Annotated in this window: 22 protein-coding genes and 1 pseudogene; 8 read left to right on the forward strand and 15 right to left on the reverse strand. The window is 42.5% G+C overall.

Going from position 1 to position 23,423, the window contains the following annotated elements; translation table 11 throughout:
- Positions 1-13: 13 nt before the first annotated feature.
- The 3 genes from G8D99_RS13240 to truA are packed head-to-tail and all read left to right on the forward strand — an operon-like array spanning position 14 to position 3,226.
- Complete coding sequence (locus tag G8D99_RS13240; RefSeq protein ID WP_166326683.1) at positions 14-1,384, forward strand: hypothetical protein; 1,371 nt, start codon at positions 14-16, stop codon at positions 1,382-1,384.
- A 48-nt stretch (positions 1,385-1,432) separates the two neighbouring features.
- Positions 1,433-2,407, forward strand: coding sequence for an asparaginase domain-containing protein (locus G8D99_RS13245; protein WP_166326685.1), 975 nt, complete (start codon positions 1,433-1,435; stop codon positions 2,405-2,407).
- 21 nt (positions 2,408-2,428) lie between these two features.
- Positions 2,429-3,226: a tRNA pseudouridine(38-40) synthase TruA gene (truA, locus tag G8D99_RS13250; RefSeq protein WP_166326687.1), complete on the forward strand. Its 798-nt coding sequence runs from the start codon at positions 2,429-2,431 to the stop codon at positions 3,224-3,226.
- 117 nt (positions 3,227-3,343) lie between these two features.
- On the opposite strand, the gene G8D99_RS13255 is transcribed toward truA, so the two are convergent.
- The gene (locus tag G8D99_RS13255; RefSeq protein WP_166326689.1) at positions 3,344-4,351 is read right to left on the reverse strand and encodes an AraC family transcriptional regulator; all 1,008 of its coding nucleotides are present in this window, start codon (positions 4,349-4,351) and stop codon (positions 3,344-3,346) included.
- A gap of 229 nt (positions 4,352-4,580) precedes the next feature.
- Here G8D99_RS13255 and infA point away from each other — a divergent pair, with 229 nt between their 5' ends.
- Entirely contained in the window at positions 4,581-4,802 is a 222-nt protein-coding gene (gene infA, locus G8D99_RS13260) for a translation initiation factor IF-1 (protein ID WP_004692529.1), read from the forward strand.
- A 50-nt stretch (positions 4,803-4,852) separates the two neighbouring features.
- Here infA and G8D99_RS13265 read toward each other — a convergent pair.
- From G8D99_RS13265 to leuC, 5 genes and pseudogenes are all read right to left on the reverse strand, one after another.
- A pseudogene (locus tag G8D99_RS13265) lies at positions 4,853-5,194 on the reverse strand (lysozyme inhibitor LprI family protein).
- Between the two features lie 392 nt (positions 5,195-5,586).
- Positions 5,587-6,666 (reverse strand): 3-isopropylmalate dehydrogenase, encoded by a 1,080-nt coding sequence (leuB, locus tag G8D99_RS13270; RefSeq protein ID WP_166326691.1) that lies wholly within the window; start codon positions 6,664-6,666, stop codon positions 5,587-5,589.
- A gap of 30 nt (positions 6,667-6,696) precedes the next feature.
- The gene (locus G8D99_RS13275; protein WP_166326693.1) at positions 6,697-7,263 is read right to left on the reverse strand and encodes a hypothetical protein; all 567 of its coding nucleotides are present in this window, start codon (positions 7,261-7,263) and stop codon (positions 6,697-6,699) included.
- Between the two features lie 104 nt (positions 7,264-7,367).
- Positions 7,368-8,018 (reverse strand): 3-isopropylmalate dehydratase small subunit, encoded by a 651-nt coding sequence (gene leuD, locus G8D99_RS13280; protein WP_166326695.1) that lies wholly within the window; start codon positions 8,016-8,018, stop codon positions 7,368-7,370.
- 119 nt (positions 8,019-8,137) lie between these two features.
- Complete coding sequence (gene leuC / locus G8D99_RS13285) at positions 8,138-9,586, reverse strand: 3-isopropylmalate dehydratase large subunit (RefSeq protein WP_166327777.1); 1,449 nt, start codon at positions 9,584-9,586, stop codon at positions 8,138-8,140.
- 259 nt (positions 9,587-9,845) lie between these two features.
- Between leuC and G8D99_RS13290 the strand changes: the two genes are divergently transcribed.
- Entirely contained in the window at positions 9,846-10,088 is a 243-nt protein-coding gene (locus G8D99_RS13290; RefSeq protein ID WP_166326697.1) for a DUF2061 domain-containing protein, read from the forward strand.
- A 178-nt stretch (positions 10,089-10,266) separates the two neighbouring features.
- Positions 10,267-11,127 carry a LysR family transcriptional regulator gene (locus G8D99_RS13295; protein ID WP_166326699.1) on the forward strand — a complete coding sequence of 287 codons (861 nt, stop codon included), beginning with the start codon at positions 10,267-10,269 and terminating at the stop codon, positions 11,125-11,127.
- A 120-nt stretch (positions 11,128-11,247) separates the two neighbouring features.
- On the opposite strand, the gene G8D99_RS13300 is transcribed toward G8D99_RS13295, so the two are convergent.
- The 4 genes from G8D99_RS13300 to G8D99_RS13315 all read right to left on the reverse strand — a co-directional run bounded on the left by G8D99_RS13300 (position 11,248) and on the right by G8D99_RS13315 (position 14,600).
- Positions 11,248-11,709 carry a MaoC family dehydratase gene (locus G8D99_RS13300; protein WP_166326701.1) on the reverse strand — a complete coding sequence of 154 codons (462 nt, stop codon included), beginning with the start codon at positions 11,707-11,709 and terminating at the stop codon, positions 11,248-11,250.
- Positions 11,710-11,766: 57 nt separating this feature from the next.
- Positions 11,767-13,158, reverse strand: coding sequence for a GntP family permease (locus tag G8D99_RS13305; RefSeq protein ID WP_166326703.1), 1,392 nt, complete (start codon positions 13,156-13,158; stop codon positions 11,767-11,769).
- 367 nt (positions 13,159-13,525) lie between these two features.
- Complete coding sequence (locus G8D99_RS13310) at positions 13,526-13,768, reverse strand: DUF2789 domain-containing protein (RefSeq protein WP_166326705.1); 243 nt, start codon at positions 13,766-13,768, stop codon at positions 13,526-13,528.
- Between the two features lie 172 nt (positions 13,769-13,940).
- Entirely contained in the window at positions 13,941-14,600 is a 660-nt protein-coding gene (locus G8D99_RS13315; RefSeq protein ID WP_166326706.1) for an HAD family hydrolase, read from the reverse strand.
- Positions 14,601-14,784: 184 nt separating this feature from the next.
- Here G8D99_RS13315 and G8D99_RS13320 point away from each other — a divergent pair, with 184 nt between their 5' ends.
- The gene (locus G8D99_RS13320) at positions 14,785-15,285 is read left to right on the forward strand and encodes an RNA pyrophosphohydrolase (protein ID WP_166326708.1); all 501 of its coding nucleotides are present in this window, start codon (positions 14,785-14,787) and stop codon (positions 15,283-15,285) included.
- 83 nt (positions 15,286-15,368) lie between these two features.
- Positions 15,369-17,663 (forward strand): phosphoenolpyruvate--protein phosphotransferase, encoded by a 2,295-nt coding sequence (gene ptsP, locus G8D99_RS13325; protein ID WP_166326710.1) that lies wholly within the window; start codon positions 15,369-15,371, stop codon positions 17,661-17,663.
- Between the two features lie 16 nt (positions 17,664-17,679).
- Here ptsP and G8D99_RS13330 read toward each other — a convergent pair whose 3' ends face one another.
- The 5 genes from G8D99_RS13330 to G8D99_RS13350 all read right to left on the reverse strand — a co-directional run bounded on the left by G8D99_RS13330 (position 17,680) and on the right by G8D99_RS13350 (position 23,248).
- Complete coding sequence (locus G8D99_RS13330; protein WP_166326712.1) at positions 17,680-17,859, reverse strand: DUF7230 family protein; 180 nt, start codon at positions 17,857-17,859, stop codon at positions 17,680-17,682.
- Between the two features lie 202 nt (positions 17,860-18,061).
- Positions 18,062-19,714 (reverse strand): acyl-CoA dehydrogenase family protein, encoded by a 1,653-nt coding sequence (locus G8D99_RS13335; protein ID WP_166326714.1) that lies wholly within the window; start codon positions 19,712-19,714, stop codon positions 18,062-18,064.
- A 217-nt stretch (positions 19,715-19,931) separates the two neighbouring features.
- Positions 19,932-20,987, reverse strand: coding sequence for an MBL fold metallo-hydrolase (locus G8D99_RS13340; RefSeq protein ID WP_166327779.1), 1,056 nt, complete (start codon positions 20,985-20,987; stop codon positions 19,932-19,934).
- A 71-nt stretch (positions 20,988-21,058) separates the two neighbouring features.
- Positions 21,059-21,997: a cation diffusion facilitator family transporter gene (locus tag G8D99_RS13345; RefSeq protein WP_166326716.1), complete on the reverse strand. Its 939-nt coding sequence runs from the start codon at positions 21,995-21,997 to the stop codon at positions 21,059-21,061.
- A 342-nt stretch (positions 21,998-22,339) separates the two neighbouring features.
- Positions 22,340-23,248, reverse strand: coding sequence for a DMT family transporter (locus G8D99_RS13350; protein WP_166326718.1), 909 nt, complete (start codon positions 23,246-23,248; stop codon positions 22,340-22,342).
- Between the last annotated feature and the right edge of the window lie 175 nt (positions 23,249-23,423).

The following is a 23,423-nucleotide window of genomic DNA, read 5'->3' on the forward strand; positions in this document are numbered from 1 at the left end:
AAGGGGTAAATATATGTGGTATGTCATTCCTTTTGTGATCTTGCTTGTGGTGCTTCTCATTCTGAAAAAGCGTGAAAGTGCCAACAATGATCAAGGTTCAGAAAAATCTAAAAAAACAAATCTTAAAAAATCCAATAAAAAAACTCCATCACGTACAGGACGATCTACAACATCATCCAGCGCATCTGCTGCTCCTTCAACAACAGCGGCATCGACGGTAAAAAGCCTTGATCCTGAATTAAAAACCAGCATTGAAAGTCTGATTCAGGCGGAAAATTATTTTTCTGCTGAAGCGAAAATTAATCAGGCATTGAATCAAGACAACAGTCAACATGAGCTGTATCTGTATTTACTCGATATTCATTTGGCACAAAAAGATGAGTTTGCCATTAAGCAACTGATCAATTATTTGCGCTCTTTGGGCTTACATGACATTGCTGATCAAGCCGACCAGAAGCATCGTCAAAGCCTAACTCCAAGCCAAGAGTCGCATGTTGCCCAATCATTAACTGCTTCAACTGTTGCATCAAGCCATATAGCGAAAACTGCGCCTGCTGATCGTCACGCGGCATTTGATGAACTGATGGATCTGAATACCAGTAGCAGTTCTTTTGATCAGCTTAAACAAGAGCCTACAGCCGCATTGCGTGAAACACCGGTAGTTACACCGCTGGTTGAAAACAAAGACTACGATGCAATTGAATATACCCCTGAGAAAAAACCTGCACCATCGGTGGAACAAGCTCAAGCCTTAGATTTCAATCTGAATACTGGAACTTCAGCAGAATCTGTTGCACTCAGTGAGCCTACTGCTCAAGCTGTTGATGTTGAAGTTCGCCAAGCGCCTGCGCAAGAGATCCAAGATCTTGAATTTAGTTTCACACCGAAGTCAGAACCAGCGCCATCATCCACTGCACACTTAAGCGAAGATTTTGTTTTCAATGAAAAGCCCGCTTCAACAGCAGCGGATACGGTTGAAAATGAATTCAAACTTGATTTTGATTTACCTAAAGTTTCAGAACCAAAGCCAGAGCCTGAACCAGTGGCTTTAGACCCTGTGCCAGAGTTTACTTTTAGCTTAGACACACCTATCTCTGCTGATCCGCAAATTTTAGCGTTTGAAACTCCAGCTTTTGATACATCTTCACAGGCTGCTCCACTTAGTGAAACATCAGAACTGGCGCATTCAGATGACCCATTGGCACAATCTTTCCCTGAATTATTACAAGTCAATGAAATTCAATTGAATCTAGATTTAGCGAAAAAATATATTGAATTGGGTGCATATGAATCTGCACGTCAATTGCTAAGTCAAAATGAAGCCGAGTATTCATCAGAACAACGCGATATTTCACAAAAATTACTAAATCAAATCGCTTCTTAAGCAAAATGGTTCTAACATAAAGCAGTCATCATTGGCTGCTTTTTTATTATGAAAAAAATCGCATTAATCTATATGGGTGGCACTTTTGGCTGTGTCGGTGAACCGCTCAGCCCCATGCCTGAACAAGAATTCATTCCTCAACTTAAAAAAATACTACCTTTACATTTAGAGATTGAGTGTTTTACTGCACCGAGTGTTAAAGACAGCAGTGCTTGTACCGCAAGCGATTGGTTGCTGTTGGTACAATTGATTCAAAAGTTACAATTGGAACAGTATCAGCACTTTGTGATTGTGCATGGCACCGACACCTTAAGCTATGCTGCGGCCACTTTAGCTCAGTTTTTACAACATTCTTGCCATGTCATTCTGACAGGCAGTCAATATCCGCTACTGACTGCGACAGGCACTGAAGTTCGTGGCTTTAGCGATGCCTTAGACAATTTAAATACGGCACTTGAGCATGTGATCAAAGTCCCTGCTGGGGTCTATGTCAGTTTTTATCATCAAGTGATGCATGCGTGTACGGTCAATAAAATCCATAGCACTGCCTTAGATGCATTTCGTGGATTAAAATACGACCAAGAATTACAACAGATTGAACAAGCTCAGTTTGTGATTCAAGATCAGCATATTGAGCGGATCCAAAGTTTAAACATCATCAATTGGAGTATGCTGCCGATTGAAAAAAAGCGACTTGAGGAAAATTTAAAAACACTGCAACACCATCCGCCACACTTTTTAATTTTACAGGGCTATGGCACGGGCAACCTTGCCGTCAATGCTGGCATGCTTGAACAATTCAAAGCGCTGCAAGCTTTAGGTTGTGTGGTAGTTTTAGACACGCAAGTACTGTTTGGCGGTATGGATCAACGTTATGCCATTAGTCAATGGGTAAGAGATGCGCAAATTATATTGAACGATACCCATAGCCATGCTGAACTTTATGCCAAAATTTTGAAAATCTATTTACAATACCCGAATTCTGATCAATGGCGCGACCGTTGGTATCCCCCAGTAACATGATCATTCAAAATAGAGGTGTGTATGCAGCGTTTTGCGGTTGGGATTGAGTTTAGTGGTGCACATTATAGAGGATGGCAGACCCAACAACCGGGTGTGATCACTGTGCAAGAAACCATTGAAGCGGTACTCAGCAAAATCGCAAATGAACCGATCATGTTACATGGCGCAGGTCGTACCGATGCGGGCGTACATGCGACCAACATGGTGGCGCATTTTGACACTACAGCAGTGCGTAAAATTGACGGTTGGTTATTGGGCTCAAACAGCCAACTACCGAAAGATATCTCGATCCAATGGATTAAAGCCATGGATTCCGATTTCCACGCCCGCTTTAAAGCCCAAGCACGCCGCTATCGTTATGTGGTGTATAACCATCCGAGTCGCCCTGCACTACTACATAAGCAAGTCACGCATATCTATAATCCACTTGATGTGGAGAAAATGATCTTGGCGGCAAAGAAATTCGAAGGTACGCATAACTTTGAAAGTTTCCGTGCGGCTGCCTGCCAATCCAATCAACCCGTTCGTCATGTCAAGCACTGCCGTTTAATCCGACATGGGGCTTATTTGGTGCTCGATATCCAAGCGGATGGCTTCTTGCACCATATGGTGCGTAACATCATGGGCTGTTTATTGGAAATTGGGCAAGGCATGTATGAAGTCGATCATATTGATGCCATATTTGCTGCTGAAGACCGCAAAGCGGCTGGTGTGACTGCACCACCGGATGGACTCTACTTTATTCATGCGGACTATCCTGAGCAGTATCAGTTACCGAAAGTCAATTTAGGTCCACATTGGCTGAATATGCCTGAATAATGTAATCCCTCCCATCCTCCTCTCTTTTAAAAGGGAGGCGTTTTAAAAACCCCCTTTTTTTAAGATTGGGACTCCCCTCCTTTAGTAAAGGAGGGGTTGGGGGAAGATTTATATCGTCTAACGCTGTTTACGCTTGCGATATTCCACCGGCGTTTCATTGGTCCAGCGTTTAAAGGCGCGGTAAAAGGTACTCGGCTCAGAGAATCCGGTTAAATACACAATCCGTTCAACGCTCTCATTGGTATTGGCCAACAGTTTCTTCGCCAAGCGACAACGATAATCGGAGAGGATTTGTTGAAAACTGGTGTTGGCCTCAGAAAGCTGCGTTCGCAGACGTCGTGGGGTAATGTTCAGTTGTGCTGCGACGGTTTCTAGCGTGGTTTCACCACTTTCTAAGGTTGAACCAATGGCTCGGCGAACCTCGCCCACCAAATCATAACGCGCCAATTCCTGTAATTTTTCAATCGCCAATTGTTCATGCAATTGTAGTAATTCTGGTTCAGCTTGCCAAAGTGGATAATCTAAAATCGCAGGGTCAAAATACAAACGGGTTTCTTTTTGACCTAAGCTCACTGGACATTCATAGACACGGAAATATTCGTCATCCGCTGCACCTTCAGCAAAGTTAAAGTCGATATAAATCGGCTCAAAACGCCCTTCGGTGATAAATTTAAAGAACCTTAAAATACCGGATAACGCACATTCAGAAAAATGACGATTGACCAAACTGTCTGCCCACGGTTGCACCCCGTTGGTTAAGTAGCAACGATCATCCTCAATCACCAATTTGGCATGAAAGGCATCACTGATCAGACGTTGATACGCCAAGGCACGTTTAAGCCCTTCACCGAAGTTTTCCGAGGAAATAAATAAATGCTCAATCACCTGTCCACGGTACAGCGGTAGATGTTCACCCAGGTGTAAACCAATGTCTGGGTCTTTACTGACTTCTTCTGCTGCCACCCAAAATGCGTATTGTGCACCCAAAGGCGTACGTGCATTTTGATCAACTTGATTTAATGCCACACCTGCTTTTGTTAATATTTCTTCTGTTGGCAATCCAGCACGGCGGATCGCTTGATAGCCTAGACGGAGAACCACTGAAGCATCAGTTAGCTGACTCACACAGCACCCTTCCTTGTATGTTATTAATATTTACTTAAAACTTTTAATTTAGATTACAGTCGATTGACCGAACTGACAACATAGTTAAGCATATTTTTGTTTAATTATATTATTTGTTTGTTCGTCTATTTTGACTACAGATACATTGCTGAAAACGCGTTTAACCTTGTATTTTTCCAAAATTTTGCCTATAATTTGCGCCTTTCCAATTTGATCTATCAGGTAGGCTATGGCCAATAAAGAGGAACTTATCGAGTTCGAAGGCGTTGTCACCGAAACGCTTCCTAATACTATGTTCCGTGTACGTTTAGAAAACGGTCACGAAGTAATTGCACACATTTCTGGTAAAATGCGTAAACACTATATCCGTATTTTGACTGGCGACAGTGTCAAAGTAGAAATGACACCTTACGATTTGTCTAAGGGTCGCATTACTTACCGTGCACGCTAAGTGTTAGTAAGCAAAAAGCCACATTAAGTGGCTTTTTTTATATTGATTAATTATTTTAAACGATTGGTTTTACAGCCAACGGTATTACATTCACGCAAACGCTTTCTTAACCATGAGTTGCGCTCTTGGGTTTTGCTCAATTGACAGCGTGTCGTAATGACCTGTCCCACATTCGACTGACTGGTACAACTCGCATCTCGCTCTCGGATCCATGCCAATTGCGACTGTTTTAACACACTCTTTTGTGAAGTATTGAGTTTCTTACGTCGTTATTGATACACCTTTTTCAGCTCATTGTCGGCATTGGCATAGACTTTATTGTCACAATGCACAGTATCATAGCTGTTGCGAGTCAGATCACAATTTTCAGCAAAGCTTAGGCTTAAAAGCATCAAACCTGCCAACAATACCCAACATCATTGTTTTACCTCACTTGCTGATGGCAGTATCGTGATCGTTTCATTATTGATATCAATGCATCATTCAATCAGTTTCAATAACATCTGACTAAAATGAGGTTTAAGTTTATATTCTATATAAGAATGAAACAGATCAGGTCTGATTTCGATCAAACCGACACGACATGATTTCGATTAAACCGCCTGTAAAAATGTAAGTAAAAATATACTATTCAAATTGCTTTCATCTCAGACTCGAAGCTCTACAATATTGCCCCTCGCATTAGCATCATCAACGATGCTAAGCATTGCTCGATATAACCCAAAATCCAAGACATAAAAAACGTAGCGCGAGGCTACGTTTTTGAAATCTTGATTTAGAAAAATTAGCCCAATGCGGCAACCACAGCTTGACCCATTTCCACTGTACCGACTTTATTCATGCTTTCGGACATAATGTCCGCAGTACGTAAACCTTGATCCAATACCTGACCTACAGCATCTTCAATGGCTTTTGCCGCTGCTTCTTCACGGAAAGTATAACGAAGCATCATTGCGACAGATAAAATCGTTGCCAATGGGTTTGCCAAGTTTTGACCTGCGATGTCTGGTGCTGAACCATGACATGGCTCATACATGCCTTTACCATTTTCATCTAAAGATGCAGATGGCAACATGCCAATTGAACCGGTAAGCATTGCTGCTTCGTCAGATAAGATGTCACCAAACAAGTTGGAGGTCACGATCACGTCAAATTGTTTTGGTGCACGTACCAATTGCATCGCTGCATTGTCAACATACATATGTGACAAGTTAATGTTCGGATACTGCTCTTCTTTCATTGCAGTCACGGTTTGTTTCCAAAGCTCTGTGACTTCTAATACATTAGCTTTATCCACTGAACAGACTTTACCACCACGTAAGCCGGCCAATTCAAACGCCACTTTGGCAATACGTTTAATTTCAGATTCTGAGTAAACGTCAGTGTTATAGCCTTGTTTTTCACCGTTCTCTAACTCACGGATGCCACGGGGTTGACCGAAGTAAATCCCACCAGTTAATTCACGTACGATGAGAATATCCAAACCCGCCACAATTTCAGGTTTTAAACTTGATGCATCTGCCAATTGTGGATATAAAATCGCTGGGCGCAAATTGGCAAAAAGATTCAATTCACTCCGTAATTTTAACAAACCACGTTCTGGACGAATTGAACGTTCAATCGTATCCCATTTCGGACCACCCACAGCACCGAGTAAAATCGCATCGGCTTTTTTGGCTTGTTCAGAAGTCACGTCAGGATAAGGTGAACCATGAGCATCAATCGCGGCACCGCCCAGTAAGCCTTGTTCCCACGTTAAACCTAAATTGAATTTTTCATTGACACGGGTCAGCACTTGCTCGGCTGCTTTTACAATCTCGGGGCCAATACCATCACCAGCCAAAATCAAAATATGTTTAGACATGAGTTGTTCCATTTTTAGTGTTAGTTAAGACTAACGGTGTTTAAATTTTTTCTGTTCTACAAACTCACCCAAGCCATTTAAGACGTTATAGGGTTTGCAAAAACGGCGAATGGTTCGATGCGCTTGCTTTAAATCGACACACAGAGGATCAGGTGCCGAGGCATTGAGTAAACTGCCTTTATTTTTGACCCGATTTCGAAACATATGTAATGCATAACGTTGATGCGGTTTAAAGTGATGAATCACATACAAGGTTTCGGCTTTGTCCGGTGAAATCGGATAAAAACGCAATACCAATTCATGCTGTCCTGGTGGTACTGAAAGATACAAGGCATTGGCATCTTTTAAAGATGGGGTTTGCTGACGCACAATCCCCTGCTTTATCGCTTGCTTGGTGAGTTTTTGATGTTTTGAATCAATAATCACCGTTTGATCTAAACGCTCAAACTCACAGTTTTCAGTTCCAGAACAGTAAATTAACGCATTCGATCTGGTCTGTTCAGTTTCTTTCACATCTTTGAGTGCTGTACTTTGACATCCAGCCAGAACTGATGTGAGCATTCCAAGTACAGCAAGTTGCTTCAAAACTTTCGCCATAATCTGGGCCCAACCTCACGCATATATGCACAATAATGATTTTTAATTTGCATCGATATTAGCAAGAGTTCAGCGCCACGACTAGGGCACATCATGACAAGCTATTAACCACGAATCTCTTGGAATACCCAAGGACGTGCAGCTTTGGTTTTTTCTTCATACGCGCGAATATCATCGGAAGCTTGTAAGGTTAAACCAATGTCATCCAAACCATTCAACAAACAATGTTTACGAAATGGGTCGACTTCAAATTTGAAACTTTCGCCACTTGGGGTACGGACTTCTTGCGCTTCTAAATCTACCGTTAATTGGTAGCCTTCGGTTGCAAAACATTCTTTAAACAACTGATCGACAATCTCTTCAGACAAGATCACGGGTAACATGCCATTTTTAAAGCTGTTATTAAAGAAAATGTCGGCATAGCTTGGCGCAATCACGGTACGGAATCCGTATTCTTCCAATGCCCACGGTGCATGCTCACGGCTTGAACCACAACCAAAGTTGGCACGAGAAATCAAAATGGATGCACCTTGGTATCGGGGTTGATTTAATGCAAAATCAGGATTTAAAGGACGTTTAGTGTTATCTAAACCTAAATAACCTTCATCTAAATAACGCAATTCATCAAATAAGTTTTCGCCAAACCCGGTACGTTTGATCGATTTTAAAAACTGTTTTGGAATAATTAAATCGGTATCGACATTGGCACGGTCTAATGGTGCAACGATACCTTGTTCAACGGTATATTTTTTCATTGTCTTTATTCCTAAAGAATATCATTACTTTAAATCTCCCCTACCCCCTCTTTATTAAAGAGGGGAACTTCCCCCTTTTCTAAAAGGTGAGAAGCCTTGCTTCGCAAGAGGGGGGATTTTTAAAAACTACGAACGTCAACAAAATGACCGGCAATTGCGGCCGCTGCTGCCATTGCTGGACTGACCAAATGGGTACGACCGCCATTGCCCTGACGACCTTCAAAATTACGGTTTGAAGTCGAGGCACAGTGTTCACCCGGCTGCAATTTGTCAGCATTCATTGCTAAACACATTGAGCAACCTGGTTCACGCCATTCAAAGCCGGCTTCAATTAAAATTTTATCTAAACCTTCTGCTTCCGCTTGGGCTTTCACTAAACCTGAACCCGGCACCACCATCGCTTGTTTAATGCTAGATGCCACTTTTTTACCTTGTGCAACTTTGGCAGCTTCACGAATATCTTCAATACGTGAATTGGTACACGATCCAATAAATACACGATCCAACTGGATATCAGATAAAGCCTGCCCCCCATTTAAGCCCATATATTGATAAGCACGTGTCCAGTCATTACGTTGAACATCATCTTTGGCTTGTTCTAATGTCGGTACCGCTTGTGATACTGGAATCACCATCTCTGGCGAGGTTCCCCATGACACTTGTGGCTCGATTTCTTCGCCTTGCAACACAACAACAGTGTCAAAGTGTGCGTCTTCATCAGAATGCAAGGTATTCCAATAGGCCACCGCTTGATCCCATTGCTCGCCTTTAGGGGCATATGGACGGTCTTTGACGTATTCAATGGTTTTCTCATCGACAGCGACCATACCCACGCGGGCACCGCCTTCAATTGCCATGTTGCAGACCGTCATACGGCCTTCAATTGACATATCACGGAACACTTGCCCACCGAATTCAATCGCGTGACCTGTACCGCCTGCTGTACCAATTTTACCGATGATGGCTAAGACCACATCTTTCGGTGTCACGCCTTGACCCAATTTGCCGTCAACGCGCACCAACATGTTTTTCATTTTCTTTTGCACTAAGCATTGAGTTGCCAACACATGCTCAACTTCTGATGTCCCAATCCCGTGTGCCAAGCAACCAAACGCACCATGTGTTGCCGTATGCGAGTCACCACACACTACCGTCATGCCCGGCAAAGTTAAGCCCTGTTCAGGCCCAACCACATGCGCAATTCCTTGACGTACATCATTGATATCAAACTGCACCACATTAAAGGTTTTACAGTTGTCATCTAAGGTTTGAACTTGGATACGTGAGGTATCATCTTCGATCCCTGCAATCCCCTCTGAACGTTCTTTTTTAGAGGTCGGTACATTGTGGTCAGGTGTTGCCACATTGGCACTTAAACGCCAAGGTTTACGTCCTGCCAACTGCAAGCCTTCAAAGGCTTGTGGTGAGGTTACTTCATGCAATAAATGACGATCGATATAAAGCAATGCGGAGCCATCATCTCGTTGTTTTACTAAATGGTCATCCCACAATTTGTCATACAAGGTTTTTGCAGATGCGGTATTGGAATTTTGAGTATTGCCTGCCATGTCGACGCGCTCCATAGAACTGGGTAATTCTGTCATTGTCTTGATTATAGCCTCGTGTTCACATAAATCTAATTTATCATTTTTATTAGTTTTCAAACTTTTTGGAATATTCTTTAATCGTTCTCATCATCCTCCATCCTAGTTATTTTTCAATCTAAAAAACTGATCAAAACATAAGAAATATTCGCTTTTACAGATTAAATGAGAGCTATTATCATTTGAATATCCCCCAATGCTTAACCCTTTAGAGGATTTACCCATGGCACATATTCAACACTTTGTCAGCAATAATCAACGTACCTTAAAGAAAACCTTGAGCTACTATATTATGCACATCAGCATTGCCATGTTAGTTGGTTTTATCGTTACGGGTAATATTTGGATGGCCATGACTTTAAGTCTGTTAGAGCCAACCGTACAAGCGGTCGCGTTCTTCTTCCATGAAAAAGTATGGGCTAAAAAAGACACAGTTCAGATGAGTCCAAATTTGACCAACAGTTAAAATCTTCTATTAAAGATTGGGTGAATCCTCTATATAAAGATCATGTTAAATACATGATCTTTATTGATATTAGTGATGGTAGTCTCAAAATTAGGGTGTTTGAACAAAACTTAGCAACCCAATCACATAAATTTATTTTATAATTTCAAACTTGTATCATAACTGACCGAAGATATAAATGAATCTTGCAGCATTTGAAGCCTTCGTCAAAGTCATGGAAACAGGTTCGATTTCCATGGCAGCCGATCAGCTGTTTATCACGCAACCTGCAGTGACCAAAAGAATTCACAGCCTTGAAGATTATTTCGGGGTGAAATTATTTGAGTCAGCGGGGCGTGGAGTCCAAGCGACACATGCCGCACATTCACTTCTTCCTAAAGTCAAAAATTGGCTAAATGAGTTAGGTGATATTCACCACACCTTAAGTCACGATCAAGATCAGATTAAAGGCAAACTCAAGATTGGCACCAGTCATCATATTGGGCTCCACCATCTGCCCCAACATTTGCGTAGCTATGTTCAACATTTCCCTGATGTGACTTTAGATGTGCATTTTGTTGACTCTGAACAAGCGCATGAACAAGTGCTTGCTGGTGATTTGGAGCTAGCGTTCCTTACGCTTCCACCTGTTTTAGATGATCGTTTAAGTTATGTGACGTTATGGAATGATCCTTTGGTCTTTGTCGCGGCTGCATTTCATCCCTTGGCATCGAAAGCGGATCTCAGTTTAGAAGACCTGTTGCAATACTCGAGTCTCTTGCCTGCTGCGCAAACCTATACCGCTCAAATTACTTTGGCTGAGTTTGAAAAAAATGGTTTAAAACCGAAAGTCACCATGAGCAACAATCCTTTAGAGTCGATTCGGATGTTAGCATCGATTGGACTCGGTTGGTCTGTTTTGCCAAGCACATTAGTAAGTGATGATTTGGTCACCTTAGACATTCACATTGAAATGAAACGTCAACTCGGTATGGTGTGGCATCCTGCTCGTACCCAATCCAAAGCTGCCAAAGCGTTGGTTGATTTGATGAAAGATTAAGCTTAACAACTTCAAACCTCTTGAATCGAAAATGCCGTCCTGATGACGGCATTTTTTATATCTTAGATTTTTTCAACAAAAAGCTTGAGTGCATCCAAGTTTTACAATGATGAAATAGCATTAAAGCGTTAACGTTGTTGCTTCTAAAGCAGCTTGCCCTGCCTCTGTTGGTGTAGGGACATAGAGTTCTGCCTCGCCCTCAATCACCCGCACTCCTTTTATTTCACAAATGGTATCAAACTGAATTCGTTTCCGTTCATGATCGACTTTGGTCACTGTCGCGCTCACCTCAACAGTATCTCCCACATAGACGGGTTTTAAAAAACGTAAATTATGACTGACATAAATTGCACCCGGACCAGGAAGATGTAAACCAAAAATCGGAGAGAAAAAGCTGGCAGTTAAAAATCCATGGGCAATCGGGCGTTTAAATTCAGTCTGTGCAGCATAGGTTTCATCATGATGGATAGGATTTTGATCACCACATAATTCAATATATTGATCTACCTTTTTGGCATCTATGGTACGCGTTAAGGTGTGTGATAAACCTACATGGAAATCATCTATATGAGCCAATTTCATTTTTAGTCCTTTAATAGGGTATCAGGATGCTTTGAATCATCCTGCAAATCCTTTTGATTAGAATGAGCCGAACAGCGTACCTAAGGTAATTGCCACGGCGACTGACACCATCGGAATCAAGACCGTACACATCGCCACATGACCATACGACTGTTTATGGGTCATACCACAAATCGACAATAATGTAATCACCGCACCTGAATGCGGTAAAGTGTCTAAACACCCTGCCGCTAAAGCGGCTATACGGTGCAACAACTCAGGATTAATGCCTGCAGCAGTTGCCATCGCCAAGTAATCTGCGCCCAAGGTCGATAACGCAATCGACATACCACCAGAAGATGACCCCGTAATACCGGCTAAAATATTCATGGCGATAGCTTCAGAAATTAACGGATTACTAGAGACATTCAACACCATGTCTCGAATGATCACGAACCCTGCCAATGATGCGATCACAGCGCCATAGCCCACTTCAGAAGCTGTGTTGAAAATCGGTAACATTGAGCCTAAAGCACCTTTATTTACAGTTTCTTTCAAATTGTTCCATTTACCAAGTCGCAATAGAATTAAGCTTAAGCAGGCAACCACCAAAGCAATCACCAACGCCCATAAGCCTGTTTGTTTAGCAGGGTCTAATTTTGGATAAAGTTCTGTGAATGCGCTGAAATCCATATTGGGGAAAAGCAGATAAGTGAATAGAGCATTTACCCCAATCACCAACAGCAAGGGTAAAAATGCAAGTAGCACAGGCATTTTTCCTTGAGCCGTGACCCCATCTTCTAAGCGTTCGCTTTCTTGTGTATCAATACCGTAACCTTCACCATGGTTGTGTGCCTTATTGGCGCGGCTTTGGAGCCATAAGCAGCCTAAAACAAACATGACTAAACCGGAAATGGTGCCAATTCCCGGGGCAGCGAACACATTCGTACCAAAGAATGGAATTGGAATCGCATTTTGAATTGAAGGTGAGCCCGGCAAAGCGGTCATGGTAAAAGTGAATGAACCTAAAGCAATGGCACCGGGAATTAAGCGCTTTGGAATGTTAGCGGCTTGGAACATGGACTTGGCAATCGGGTAAATTGCGAATGCCACTACAAATAAAGATACCCCACCATAAGTCAACACACCACACGCCAATACCACGGTCAAAATGGCGCGTTTGTGTCCTAACTTTTGCATGATCCAATTTGAGATACTCGATGCTGCACCTGAATCAACCATCAGTTGTCCAAATAAAGCACCCAATAAAAAAATAGGGAAAAATTTTAGAATATATCCACCCAAAGCACTCATAAAGGTTTCAGTGTACTGTGGCATCAGGTAAAGCATGTCACCCGAGAGTAAAATAGCAACGGCTGCCATAATCGGGGCTAGAATCAGAACTGAGATCCCCCGATACGCAAAAAACATCAGTAGTGCTAACGAAATAATGATGGCGAAAGTGCCCATGAGTTCTCCTTATATTTATTGTGTCGTTATCCATAACGTTTATTTTTTTAAACCTTGAATCAGTGTTATTCGATTGAGGAAACACCCCATTGAAAACTATCATCTTGATTCAAGTTATTCTCACCTTAACATACTGATTTAAAAGTGAGCAATTGATTTCATTTGATTAATAATTAAACTTATCCACTTTTATCTTTTTTAAATGATGTCGAACTTGAAAGCCGAGAATCTAAACAGCTATATCATTTCATATCTGCTCCATACCCAAACTACGTAAAAGTGTTGAGTCAATGAGTGACAGATGGACACACAATAAAAAAGCCATCTGCAAGGATGGCTTTGTTTAGAAGTATAAATAAAGCTTAAATTATTTAACCGACTCTTCATGCAAAGATTCATTCAGTTGATCGATGACTAAGGCCCATTCGCCATCTGATTTTAGCTTTTCAGAAATAAATTGACGCTGAGCATCTGTCCAAAACGGCGCATCTGAAATAAAAATATCCGCAGCAAGTTGATGTGTTTCAATAAAACTGGCAATCCCAGATTCAGTTGCATTCAAACCCAATTGTTCAAATAAATGGGTCATGCGTGGGCGAGTTTGAGTCATTGTTTTATCCCTTATTTTTTTATCTTTGATCCAACATAGCATGATCAGACACAAATGCAATGTGCCGAAATAGTCAGTTCCACGATGACAGAACATCATCAAAAAAGGATTGCCTTTAAAGACAATCCTTTTTTGATTCAATCGTTAAAGAATTAAATGCTTAAAGATATTTTTAATCGTTTTTAATCGACCAATCCTGAATATCCCAGCCTTGCTCTTTTGCCAAAGCTTCCAAACGATCGTCAGGATTTACTGCAACCGCATGATCTGCATATTCCAACAAGAAACGATCATTGATCGAGTCTGAATAGGCCCAAGATTCAGTCACCTCACGCCCTGCTAACCATTGCTCTAAACGCACCAATTTGCCTTGTTGGTAACACGGTGTATTGATGACTTTACCGGTATATTTTCCATCAACGAATTCTGCATTGGTGGCAATGATTTCAGTGATGCCAAATTCACGGAAAATCGGTGCGGTAATAAAGTCTGAGGTTGCGGTAATGCCCACCAATTGATGACCTGCATCAATGTGTCGTTGAATCGCTTTAAAGCCTTCAGGGCGCATTTGCGCACGAATCACTTTTTCCATGAATAGTTCATGCAGTTCAACAAGATACTGAGCATCATGCTGGGTTAAAAATTCAAAAACGAATTCGTTATAGGCAATCGGATCCAGTTGACCCGCTTTATAATCTTCATAAAATTGATCATTGATTTGACGATGTCGCACCGCATCGACCAAGCCTTCATTGACTAAAAACTCACCCCAAGAATGGTCGGAGTCGGTATTTAATAAGGTGTGATCTAGGTCAAATAACGCCAATTTCATGAAAATACTCGTTCAAACTGAAATTTAAGAAAAAAAATGTAAATCTATCACCGCTAATCGATAGAAATTCGTTAAGATCATAGCAATTTTAAAACATTATTACTTTGAACTTTTCGAGTTGGGCATAGAGAGTGGATGCCCCCGAACCCAAAGTCAACGAATTTAATAAATTTTTAGGTGCCGAATGATCGACTCAGAAGGTTTCCGACCCAATGTCGGGATCATTTTGGCAAATGATATTGGTCAGGTTTTATGGGCAAAGCGCATTGGACACAATGCATGGCAATTTCCACAAGGAGGGATCCAATTTGGTGAAACTCCTGAACAGGCACTTTTCAGAGAATTAAGAGAAGAAGTCGGACTATTGCCGGAGCATGTCCAAGTTATTGCGCAAACCGAAGGTTGGTTGCATTATCGTTTGCCGCTTCGATACATCCGATCTGATTCAGATCCTGTATGTATTGGACAAAAGCAAAAATGGTTTTTACTCAAACTTATCGCTTCACCGAATAACATTCGGTTGAATTTAACTGATCCGCCAGAGTTTGATCAATGGCAATGGGTCAGTTATTGGTATCCGCTTGGTCAGGTGGTGAACTTCAAGAGAGACGTTTACCGTAGGGCCATGTTGGAACTGTGTATGCAATTGCCACAGCAAAATTCAGGAAATTCAATCAAGGTGTAATGATTTTCCAAAAAAGTGCTGTTATAAAGAGTTTGATCACTACATAAATAAACACTTAAATAAATTTAAGGGAGCACATCTTCATGTCTAACATGCAACTCGACTCATTACGGCGCATTGTCCAAGAGATTAATGCGTCAGTCAGTTTGCATGAGTCTTTAGAGATTATGGTCAATCAAGTCTCTAAAGCAATGCATGTTGATGTCTGCTCCATTTATTTATTGGATGAGCGAAATCAACGTTTCGTGCTGATGGCGACTAAAGGCTTAAACCCTGATTCCGTGGGCAATGTGTCATTGCAACTCGGTGAGGGTTTGGTCGGTTTGGTCGGTCAACGTGAGGAAATTGTCAATATTGACAATGCCTTCAAGCATGAACGTTTTGCTTACTTCCCGGAAACAGGTGAAGAAGTCTATAACTCATTCTTGGGTGTGCCGGTCATGTATCGCCGTAAGGTGATGGGTGTATTGGTGGTTCAAAATACTGAACCTCAAGATTTTAGTGAAGCCGCTGAATCCTTCTTGGTGACCCTCTGTGCTCAGCTTTCAGGGGTGATTGCGCATGCCCATGCGGTCGGCAATATTGACGTCTTTCGTAAGCCCTCTAACTCTCCCAATTATAAAACTTTCCAAGGTTCGTCTGGTGCGGGCGGGATTGCGCTCGGTCGTGCCCTGATTCTCTATCCCCCTGCGGATTTGGCCGCCGTGCCTGACCGCGAAGCCGAAGACATCAGTGAAGAACTGAAACTGCTCGATCAAGCTGTGGCTTCAGTGCGTGAAGAAATCAACTATCTTGATGAAAAGATGCAAGATTCTCTGATGTCGGAAGAACGTGCCTTGTTTAGTGTGTTCTTACGCATGTTGGATGAAAATGCCCTGCCTGCTGAAATCAAAGAATTGATTCGAGACGGCAATTGGGCACAAGGTGCCGTCAAGCATGTGATTGACCGTCATATCGCCTTATTTGCGCAGATGGAAGATGATTATTTACGTGAACGGGTCTCGGACTTAAAAGACCTCGGTCGCCGTATTCTAGCCTCGCTACAAGAAGCGGATTCGAGTCATCGTGAACTGAGTGCAGACAGCATTTTGGTCGGTGATGAAATCAGTACCGCCGCTTTGGTTGAACTACCCGTCGATAAGATTGCCGCCATTGTGACATCAGAAGGTGCTGCTAACTCGCATATGGTGATTGTGGCGCGTGCACTCGGGATTCCAACCGTGGTGGGTGTTACAGAACTGCCGGTCAATACCCTTGATGATGTCGAGATGATTGTAGATGCCTACCAAGGGCGGGTCTTTGTTAATCCACCACGTCGCTTGCGTCAGCGTTATAAAGAGATTCAAAAAGAAGAAGAACAGATCGCCAAAGATCTCAAACAATACGAAACCAAAGATGCGATCACCCCGGATGGTGTGGCGGTGCGTTTGTTTGTCAATACGGGTTTGATGATTGATGTGGTGCGTGGGGTACAGCGTGGTGCCAAAGGCGTCGGACTATACCGCTCTGAGATTCCCTTTATGCTGCGTGACCGCTTCCCCGGTGAAGAAGAACAGCGTGCCATTTATCGCCAGCAACTGAGTCACTTTGCCAATAAACCGGTGGTGATGCGAACGTTAGACATTGGTGCGGACAAAGATCTGCCCTATTTCCAAATTGAGGAAGAAAATTCAGCCCTCGGTTGGCGTGGCATCCGCTTTACGCTGGATCATCCTGAAATTTTCTCTTCACAAATTCGCGCCATGCTCAAAGCCAGTATTGGGCTGAATAATTTACATATCTTGTTGCCGATGGTCACCAGTGTCAGCGAAGTTGAAGAAGCGCTATATTTGCTTGAACGCGACTGGATTGCGGTTCAAGAAGAAGAACAAGTCAAAATCAATAAGCCAAAAATCGGCATTATGGTCGAAGTGCCGAGCGTGCTTCTACAAATTGGTGAGTTTGCTGAATTGGTGGACTTCTTCTCGGTGGGTTCCAATGACTTGATTCAATACTTATTGGCTGTAGATCGAAATAATCCGCGTGTGTCGAGTGTCTACTCGCATTTCCACCCTTCGGTACTGCGTGCACTACAACGTTTAGTGCAAGAGTGTCATAAATATGACAAACCGATCAGTATTTGTGGGGAAATGGCAGGAGATCCACTATCCGCGATTCTACTCATGGCGATGGGATTCAATACCCTGTCGATGAGTTCAAGTAATATTTTGAGAGTACGTAAAGCGATTTGTCATGTGCCGATGACGGATGCGGAAACCTTACTCGATGAAGTGGTCAAAATGAGTAATCCATTGATGGTAAAGAGTTGGATGGAATACTACTTTAAACATCATGGACTCGCAGATATGGTGAAATCGAATCGTTTGATTAGTATGTGATTGGAAATGCCTAGCTTTATGCGACCATTAAAAAAGGGAGATCATCATTTGCGTATCTCCCTTTTTTATGTTTGCTATAACCGCGTTTTGCATCTTTCTTTCGATCGATAAACACTTGGCTTTTATTGACCTCATGCATATGTTTTGCCACAAAGTTGTGAACCACAACTTCTGGCAACGCTTTTTTCTTTGCCATTTTTTATCACCTTAAGTATTACCCATCCTAGATGATGGGAATGCGATATTACGCTTTTTTGTACATTTTACAAGCAAAATTTTATTCATATTTATCTGTCTGCTTTGATATAAAAAACATCTTTACTCTGCAATACAACAAAAAGGTAAAAGGGTGAAAGTATCATCACATTCACCCTGATCTGTATTGGTTTGGATCTAAATTAAGCTGCTAACACTCGATCTAAAATACGCTCTACATCAACCACTTTGGAATCTATCATCCCCACCACTTGACCATGAAAAGCTGCATAGCGGGTATTAATAAACGCCCTTGAGACAAACTCAGGCGCATACTGCTTGAGTAAAATGGCTTGCGCTAAGATCACCAAACGACTGACCAAAGAACGCGCATTAAATTGTAATTCGTCTGCACTTAATGCACTAAACATATGAAATAAAGCCTGTAACTCTTGTTGCAATACAGGTTCTTGTGTCGCCACTTCAGCTAAGGATTTAAATAATACCTCAATGGATTCTCGATCACGTTGAATCGCTCGTAACACGTCAAGGCACATCACATTGCCTGAACCTTCCCAAATGGTATTCACCGGCGCTTCTTTAAAAATTCGCGCCATAATGCCATGATCGACATAGCCATTGCCCCCAAAGACCTCCATCATTTCACCGGTCATTTCTACCGCACGCTTACACACCCAAAACTTGGCCGCAGGCGTCATAATGCGCTTCCATGCCAATGACAAAGCATCCTCATTTTCGTAGCAATGCGCCAAATGAAAACTCAATTGCACCGCAGCTTCAGTTTCTAAAGCCAAATCGGCAAGCACCGCTTGCATCAGCGGTTGCTCAGCCAGTTTTTTCCCAAAAGCTTTGCGCTGACGGGTATATGCGACACACTGCACCAATGCCTGACGGAGCATCGCACTTGAACCGACTGAACAGGTCAAACGGGTATAGTTTGCCATTTCAATAATGGTCGGAATGCCACGCCCCGCCTCCCCGATCATGATTCCCTGTGCTTCTTTAAACTCCACTTCAGAGCTTGAGTTACTGCGATTCCCGACTTTATCTTTTAAGCGCTGAATATGAATATTATTTTTGGTGCCATCCTCCAACCAACGTGGCACAAAGAAACAGGCCAAGCCATCTTGTTCAGTTTTCGCGACCACCAAATGCGCATCGCACATCGGCGCGGAGAAAAACCATTTATGTCCAGTCAGTAAATAGGCTTTGCCCCGACCTGCTTCATCCACAGGCACAGCGACCGTTTCATTGGCACGGACATCAGACCCGCCTTGTTTTTCGGTCATGCCCATGCCCATCCAAATCGATTTCTTCTGGGCAATGGGTAGGTCACGTTCGTCGTATTCAGTTGAAAGTAGCTTATCGCCAATTTTATGCCAAAGCTCAGGCTCTTTTTGAATGAGCGGGATACTGCCTAGGGTCATGGAGTTTGGACATAAGTTGCCACATTCCACTTGACCACTCAAATAAAACTTGGCTGCCCAATCCACCCATCCGGCTTGTTGCGTGAAAATCGAAAAGGGATGCGCATGCACCGCATATTTACGGTTCAGTGCCATCCATTTATGCCACGACGGATGAAATTCGATGAAATCTTGACGGCGTCCTCGGGCATCGAAGGCATGTAAAATGGGCGTATGTTTATTGGCTAAATCGGCATGTTGATAGGCCTCGGCTGTACCGACCGCATGACCGAATTCTGATAAATGTGCTTGATTTCGGCTGCCGTATCTTTGCAAAATTTCCTGTAAAACCACGTCACCATCAAATAAATTATAATCGCTTAATTCATCGAATTGATTGGAAATTTGGTGGGTCGCCCATGCTGTCATTGTGTACGTCCTATACCTAACATGATCTTAATTTGAGCACAGTATACCCTGCAATATGTTTAAAAAAACACCTACACAAACAAAATCAGCTCAATGAGCTAAGCACCTTAGATATAGGTGAGGAACTGTATATTGAGGCATAAAAAAACCACCATTCCGGTGGTTTTCGACGTGAACTAAAGGCGGTTTATTGGATTGGATTTAACTTGATTTTATTTTAAACAATCAAACGTCGACCTTCACGAATACAATAAAATGGATTCATCAGTTTTGAGCTATTTTTCATCGCATCATGCAAATCTTTTTCCGGCTGATCTCGCTCTTCATCGGTCAGTTGAAAAGTTCGATAATGAATCGCCAAAGAACGTCGAGCTTGCAGATCAATATGCGCTTGAAATGCATCTTGCGGGTTCATGTGCATATAGCGCATCAGTTCACGCGGTTCATACGCACCAATCGGCAACAGTGCAATGCGAGGACTGCCAAAGCGTTTTTGAATCTCTTTAAAGTGTGGCGAGTAACCGGTATCGCCTGCAAAGAAACAATGTCCATGTTCAGAGACAATAGAAAATCCGCCCCACAGTGCTGCATTTTGATCACGCAAGCCACGTCCCGAACCATGTTGTGCTGGGGTATAGACAATTTTTAAATTGTGCATCAATGCCGACTGCCACCAATCCATTTCAATCACATGAAACTCTTTGGGCAAATAGTAGTGGTTGCCCAAACCGGTATAGATCGGCATGGCAAACTTTTGATGCAACCATTTTAAAGTCGCAAGATCCATATGATCATAATGATTATGGCTGAGCAGCACCGCATGAATCCGTGGTAAGTCCTCTAAGGCAATGCCTGCCGGAATCACACGTTTAGGGCCACGCCCTTGTTTTGGACTGACATGCTCAGCCCACACCGGATCGGTTAAAAAGTTATACGGACCGATTTGTATCAGCACGCTGGCATGACCCACAAACCAGACTTGCCAATCACTGAGTTCTGCATGTGGTCGTTCTTCAGGTAAGGCTTTTTTCAAAGCAAAAAATTCGTGTTGCTCTTTTTGAAAGTCACCGGTCCAGGTATTCGATTTACGTGCCATTAACCATTTAAACAAATTCCAGCGGCGTGAACCTTCTGGTGGTGGCAGCAGATTGCTAAAACCCTCACCGGTATGATGATCGGTGGCAATAAAGTGAAATTTGGGCTTGGACCATGTGTGTGCAACACAGTCTGCCGTTTTCAATTGATAGTGCTTGGCAAACTTTTGCTCTAACATTTTTTTTGATGTCTGATTGATCGACACGGCATGCTGATCAATCGGATCGATTTCACTCAATTTTGGCATAATTAATCTAAACGCCCTTTCATTCGTTCTAGCCAAACCTGCTTCGTTTGCGGTTTGATAAATAAGGCCACAATTTCAGGATGAATGTTCTTAATTTCTTGTTCAATCCGATTGACACACAGTTCAATCTCATCTGAGGTCAAATTGTCTTTAAACTCTAAACTCAGTGAGGCAATCACTTGATGTGCACCCATCTGCTCAGTCAACACCCCATTGGCAGAAAAAACTGCAGGGTCTTGTTGCGCAATCGCAATCACATTATGCCGTAACTGCGGATCGGCAGTTTCACCGAGCAATAAGCCTTTGGTTTCTTTGCCGAGTAAAAATGCTGAAATCGCCAACACCACACCAATTAAAATCGAAGCCACACCATCAAGCACCGGCATATTTAAGCTATGCGCCAGAAAAATCCCGATTAAGGCAATAAAAAGACCAATCAAAGCGGCAGAATCTTCAAACAATACGGTAAATGTCGTCGGGTCTTTACTGCGTCGAAAGGCTTCAAAGTAGCCCATACGCCCTTTGCTTTTCCGAAAAGATTTAAGTGCAATAAACCAAGAGGTGCCTTCACATAAAATCGCAATCAGCAACACCACATAACTGACCATCGGAGATGACATTTCTTCAGGCTGACGAATGTGTTGTATCCCCTGATAAATCGACACAATTGAGCCGAGCGCAAACACCATCAGTGCCACGATGAATGCCCAAAAGTACAGCTCACGCCCATAACCAAATGGATGTTGTGAATCCCCCGGTTGTTGCGATTTCTTTAATCCATACAACAACAAAATTTCATTGAGTGTGTCGACCACCGAGTGAATCGCTTCACTGAGCATTGCTGAACTGTTGGTGATATAAGCGGCAACAAACTTCACTGCTGCAATCGCTAAATTTCCAAACAATGCTGCGTAAACGACAATCTTGTTAGAATCTGACATGTATTGTCCCGTTTTTTATATTCAAGCAATCAGCAAAATCATGGATTTGCTTAGCATCGCTATGCACGACCATATTAGCGAACTACGATACAACGATCTTTTACTCTTTTGTTGTTTTTCACCGTAGTTTGAGTCATTTATAACCAAAATATGGCTTTAGCTAAAAAGTCTTTTTTATCGTGCTTATATATCGCGCGACTCAATACCAAAAGCGCCGAGGAAAGGGCTAATGTCACAGTACTGATTAAGGTTGAGTCCTGATCTAAATCTTTAAAATTCAATCACTGCCCTGCTCTGATCTATTTTTATCGCGCATCATGTCACTCGGTTTAAAATAATAATCTAAGCTTTTTTTGAAAAGTAGTTCTGTTTCCACTCTTTCCAAAAATACATCACGATGCCCAACATCACCACCCCAATGCCTAAAATCGCATTAGGACTGATATGCTCATGATTGAGCGTTGCGCCCAAGATCAAGGCAATGATCGGTGTCATGACATTACTCAGTGACACGGTCGAAGCGGCTAAACGACGAATCAACCAGAAATAACACAGCATCGCCACAATCGATGACATGACCAAGGTAAAGCCAAACCCAATCCATGCCTGTGTGCTTGGCATATGGGTCGGGAAATGTTGCCAAATAAAGGGGATCATGAAAACTGAACCCAATGCGGAAACCAACAATGACCCTGTGGCTTGCGACATCGGTTTAAGGGGAGCATTAATCTGTTTCACCCAGAAGATGGAACTGATATATGACACCATGCTGATCAGCATCAGTACAATCCCGATTGGATTGACTTTCGATTCAGCAGATTCAGCAAAAACAAAACTTAAACCTGCTACTGCAACCGCCATACCCAACCACTGTAAAGCCACCAACTTATGGGTCTTTAAAATCACATGTCCAATCAAACCTGCAATCAAAGGGGAAAATCCAAAGATGAGCGCCATTAAACCTGACGTCAAATAGTTCGCTGCCAAATAGATAAAAAGTTGTGCCCCAATCAGATTCAAGCTGCCTGCCACATAGCTTTTTAAAGATGTTGAGTCATAAGGCAAAGGATTGCGCATGATGGCCAACAACATCAGTGCAATCACTGAAGCGCCAAAGTATCGAATCACCAAGACCCACATCGGATGGACTTCTTGTACGCTCCAGACAATCGCTAAAGGTGTGGTGGCCCAAATCAGCACCAAAAGCATGTAAATGCTTGCCGTAACAGGTAGAGAGGATTTTGCAGTCATAGATTCCTTTGGAGGCTGGATCAATCATTACATCGGGAAACGGCACTAGCATCTCAATTTAATCCAATACATGCTATTGGACCTAAGACACAAGCCGACTCAAGATAAAACTCAATCACAGCACTATACGCTGATCGAAAAGGCATAAAAAAACAGACCTGAGTTGCCTGAGGTC

Origin of the sequence: Acinetobacter lanii, assembly GCF_011578285.1 — a bacterium.
In the GTDB taxonomy this organism is placed as follows: domain Bacteria; phylum Pseudomonadota; class Gammaproteobacteria; order Pseudomonadales; family Moraxellaceae; genus Acinetobacter; species Acinetobacter lanii.

Excerpts from the sequence above, each read along its gene's own strand:
- G8D99_RS13315 (WP_166326706.1), bottom strand. The coding sequence starts at position 14,600 with ATGAAATTGGCGTTATTTGACCTAGATCACACCTTATTAAATACCGAC.
- G8D99_RS13320 (WP_166326708.1), top strand. The coding sequence starts at position 14,785 with ATGATCGACTCAGAAGGTTTCCGACCCAATGTCGGGATCATTTTGGCA.
- infA (WP_004692529.1), top strand. The coding sequence starts at position 4,581 with ATGGCCAATAAAGAGGAACTTATCGAGTTCGAAGGCGTTGTCACCGAA.
- G8D99_RS13275 (WP_166326693.1), bottom strand. The coding sequence starts at position 7,263 with ATGGCGAAAGTTTTGAAGCAACTTGCTGTACTTGGAATGCTCACATCA.
- G8D99_RS13330 (WP_166326712.1), bottom strand. The coding sequence starts at position 17,859 with ATGGCAAAGAAAAAAGCGTTGCCAGAAGTTGTGGTTCACAACTTTGTG.
- G8D99_RS13290 (WP_166326697.1), top strand. The coding sequence starts at position 9,846 with ATGGCACATATTCAACACTTTGTCAGCAATAATCAACGTACCTTAAAG.
- G8D99_RS13240 (WP_166326683.1), top strand. The coding sequence starts at position 14 with ATGTGGTATGTCATTCCTTTTGTGATCTTGCTTGTGGTGCTTCTCATT.
- G8D99_RS13350 (WP_166326718.1), bottom strand. The coding sequence starts at position 23,248 with ATGACTGCAAAATCCTCTCTACCTGTTACGGCAAGCATTTACATGCTT.
- G8D99_RS13310 (WP_166326705.1), bottom strand. The coding sequence starts at position 13,768 with ATGACTCAAACTCGCCCACGCATGACCCATTTATTTGAACAATTGGGT.
- G8D99_RS13335 (WP_166326714.1), bottom strand. The coding sequence starts at position 19,714 with ATGACAGCATGGGCGACCCACCAAATTTCCAATCAATTCGATGAATTA.
- G8D99_RS13300 (WP_166326701.1), bottom strand. The coding sequence starts at position 11,709 with ATGAAATTGGCTCATATAGATGATTTCCATGTAGGTTTATCACACACC.
- G8D99_RS13305 (WP_166326703.1), bottom strand. The coding sequence starts at position 13,158 with ATGGGCACTTTCGCCATCATTATTTCGTTAGCACTACTGATGTTTTTT.
- G8D99_RS13295 (WP_166326699.1), top strand. The coding sequence starts at position 10,267 with ATGAATCTTGCAGCATTTGAAGCCTTCGTCAAAGTCATGGAAACAGGT.
- G8D99_RS13345 (WP_166326716.1), bottom strand. The coding sequence starts at position 21,997 with ATGTCAGATTCTAACAAGATTGTCGTTTACGCAGCATTGTTTGGAAAT.
- leuB (WP_166326691.1), bottom strand. The coding sequence starts at position 6,666 with ATGTCTAAACATATTTTGATTTTGGCTGGTGATGGTATTGGCCCCGAG.
- leuD (WP_166326695.1), bottom strand. The coding sequence starts at position 8,018 with ATGAAAAAATATACCGTTGAACAAGGTATCGTTGCACCATTAGACCGT.
- truA (WP_166326687.1), top strand. The coding sequence starts at position 2,429 with ATGCAGCGTTTTGCGGTTGGGATTGAGTTTAGTGGTGCACATTATAGA.
- G8D99_RS13245 (WP_166326685.1), top strand. The coding sequence starts at position 1,433 with ATGAAAAAAATCGCATTAATCTATATGGGTGGCACTTTTGGCTGTGTC.
- ptsP (WP_166326710.1), top strand. The coding sequence starts at position 15,369 with ATGTCTAACATGCAACTCGACTCATTACGGCGCATTGTCCAAGAGATT.
- G8D99_RS13340 (WP_166327779.1), bottom strand. The coding sequence starts at position 20,987 with ATGTTAGAGCAAAAGTTTGCCAAGCACTATCAATTGAAAACGGCAGAC.
- leuC (WP_166327777.1), bottom strand. The coding sequence starts at position 9,586 with ATGGCAGGCAATACTCAAAATTCCAATACCGCATCTGCAAAAACCTTG.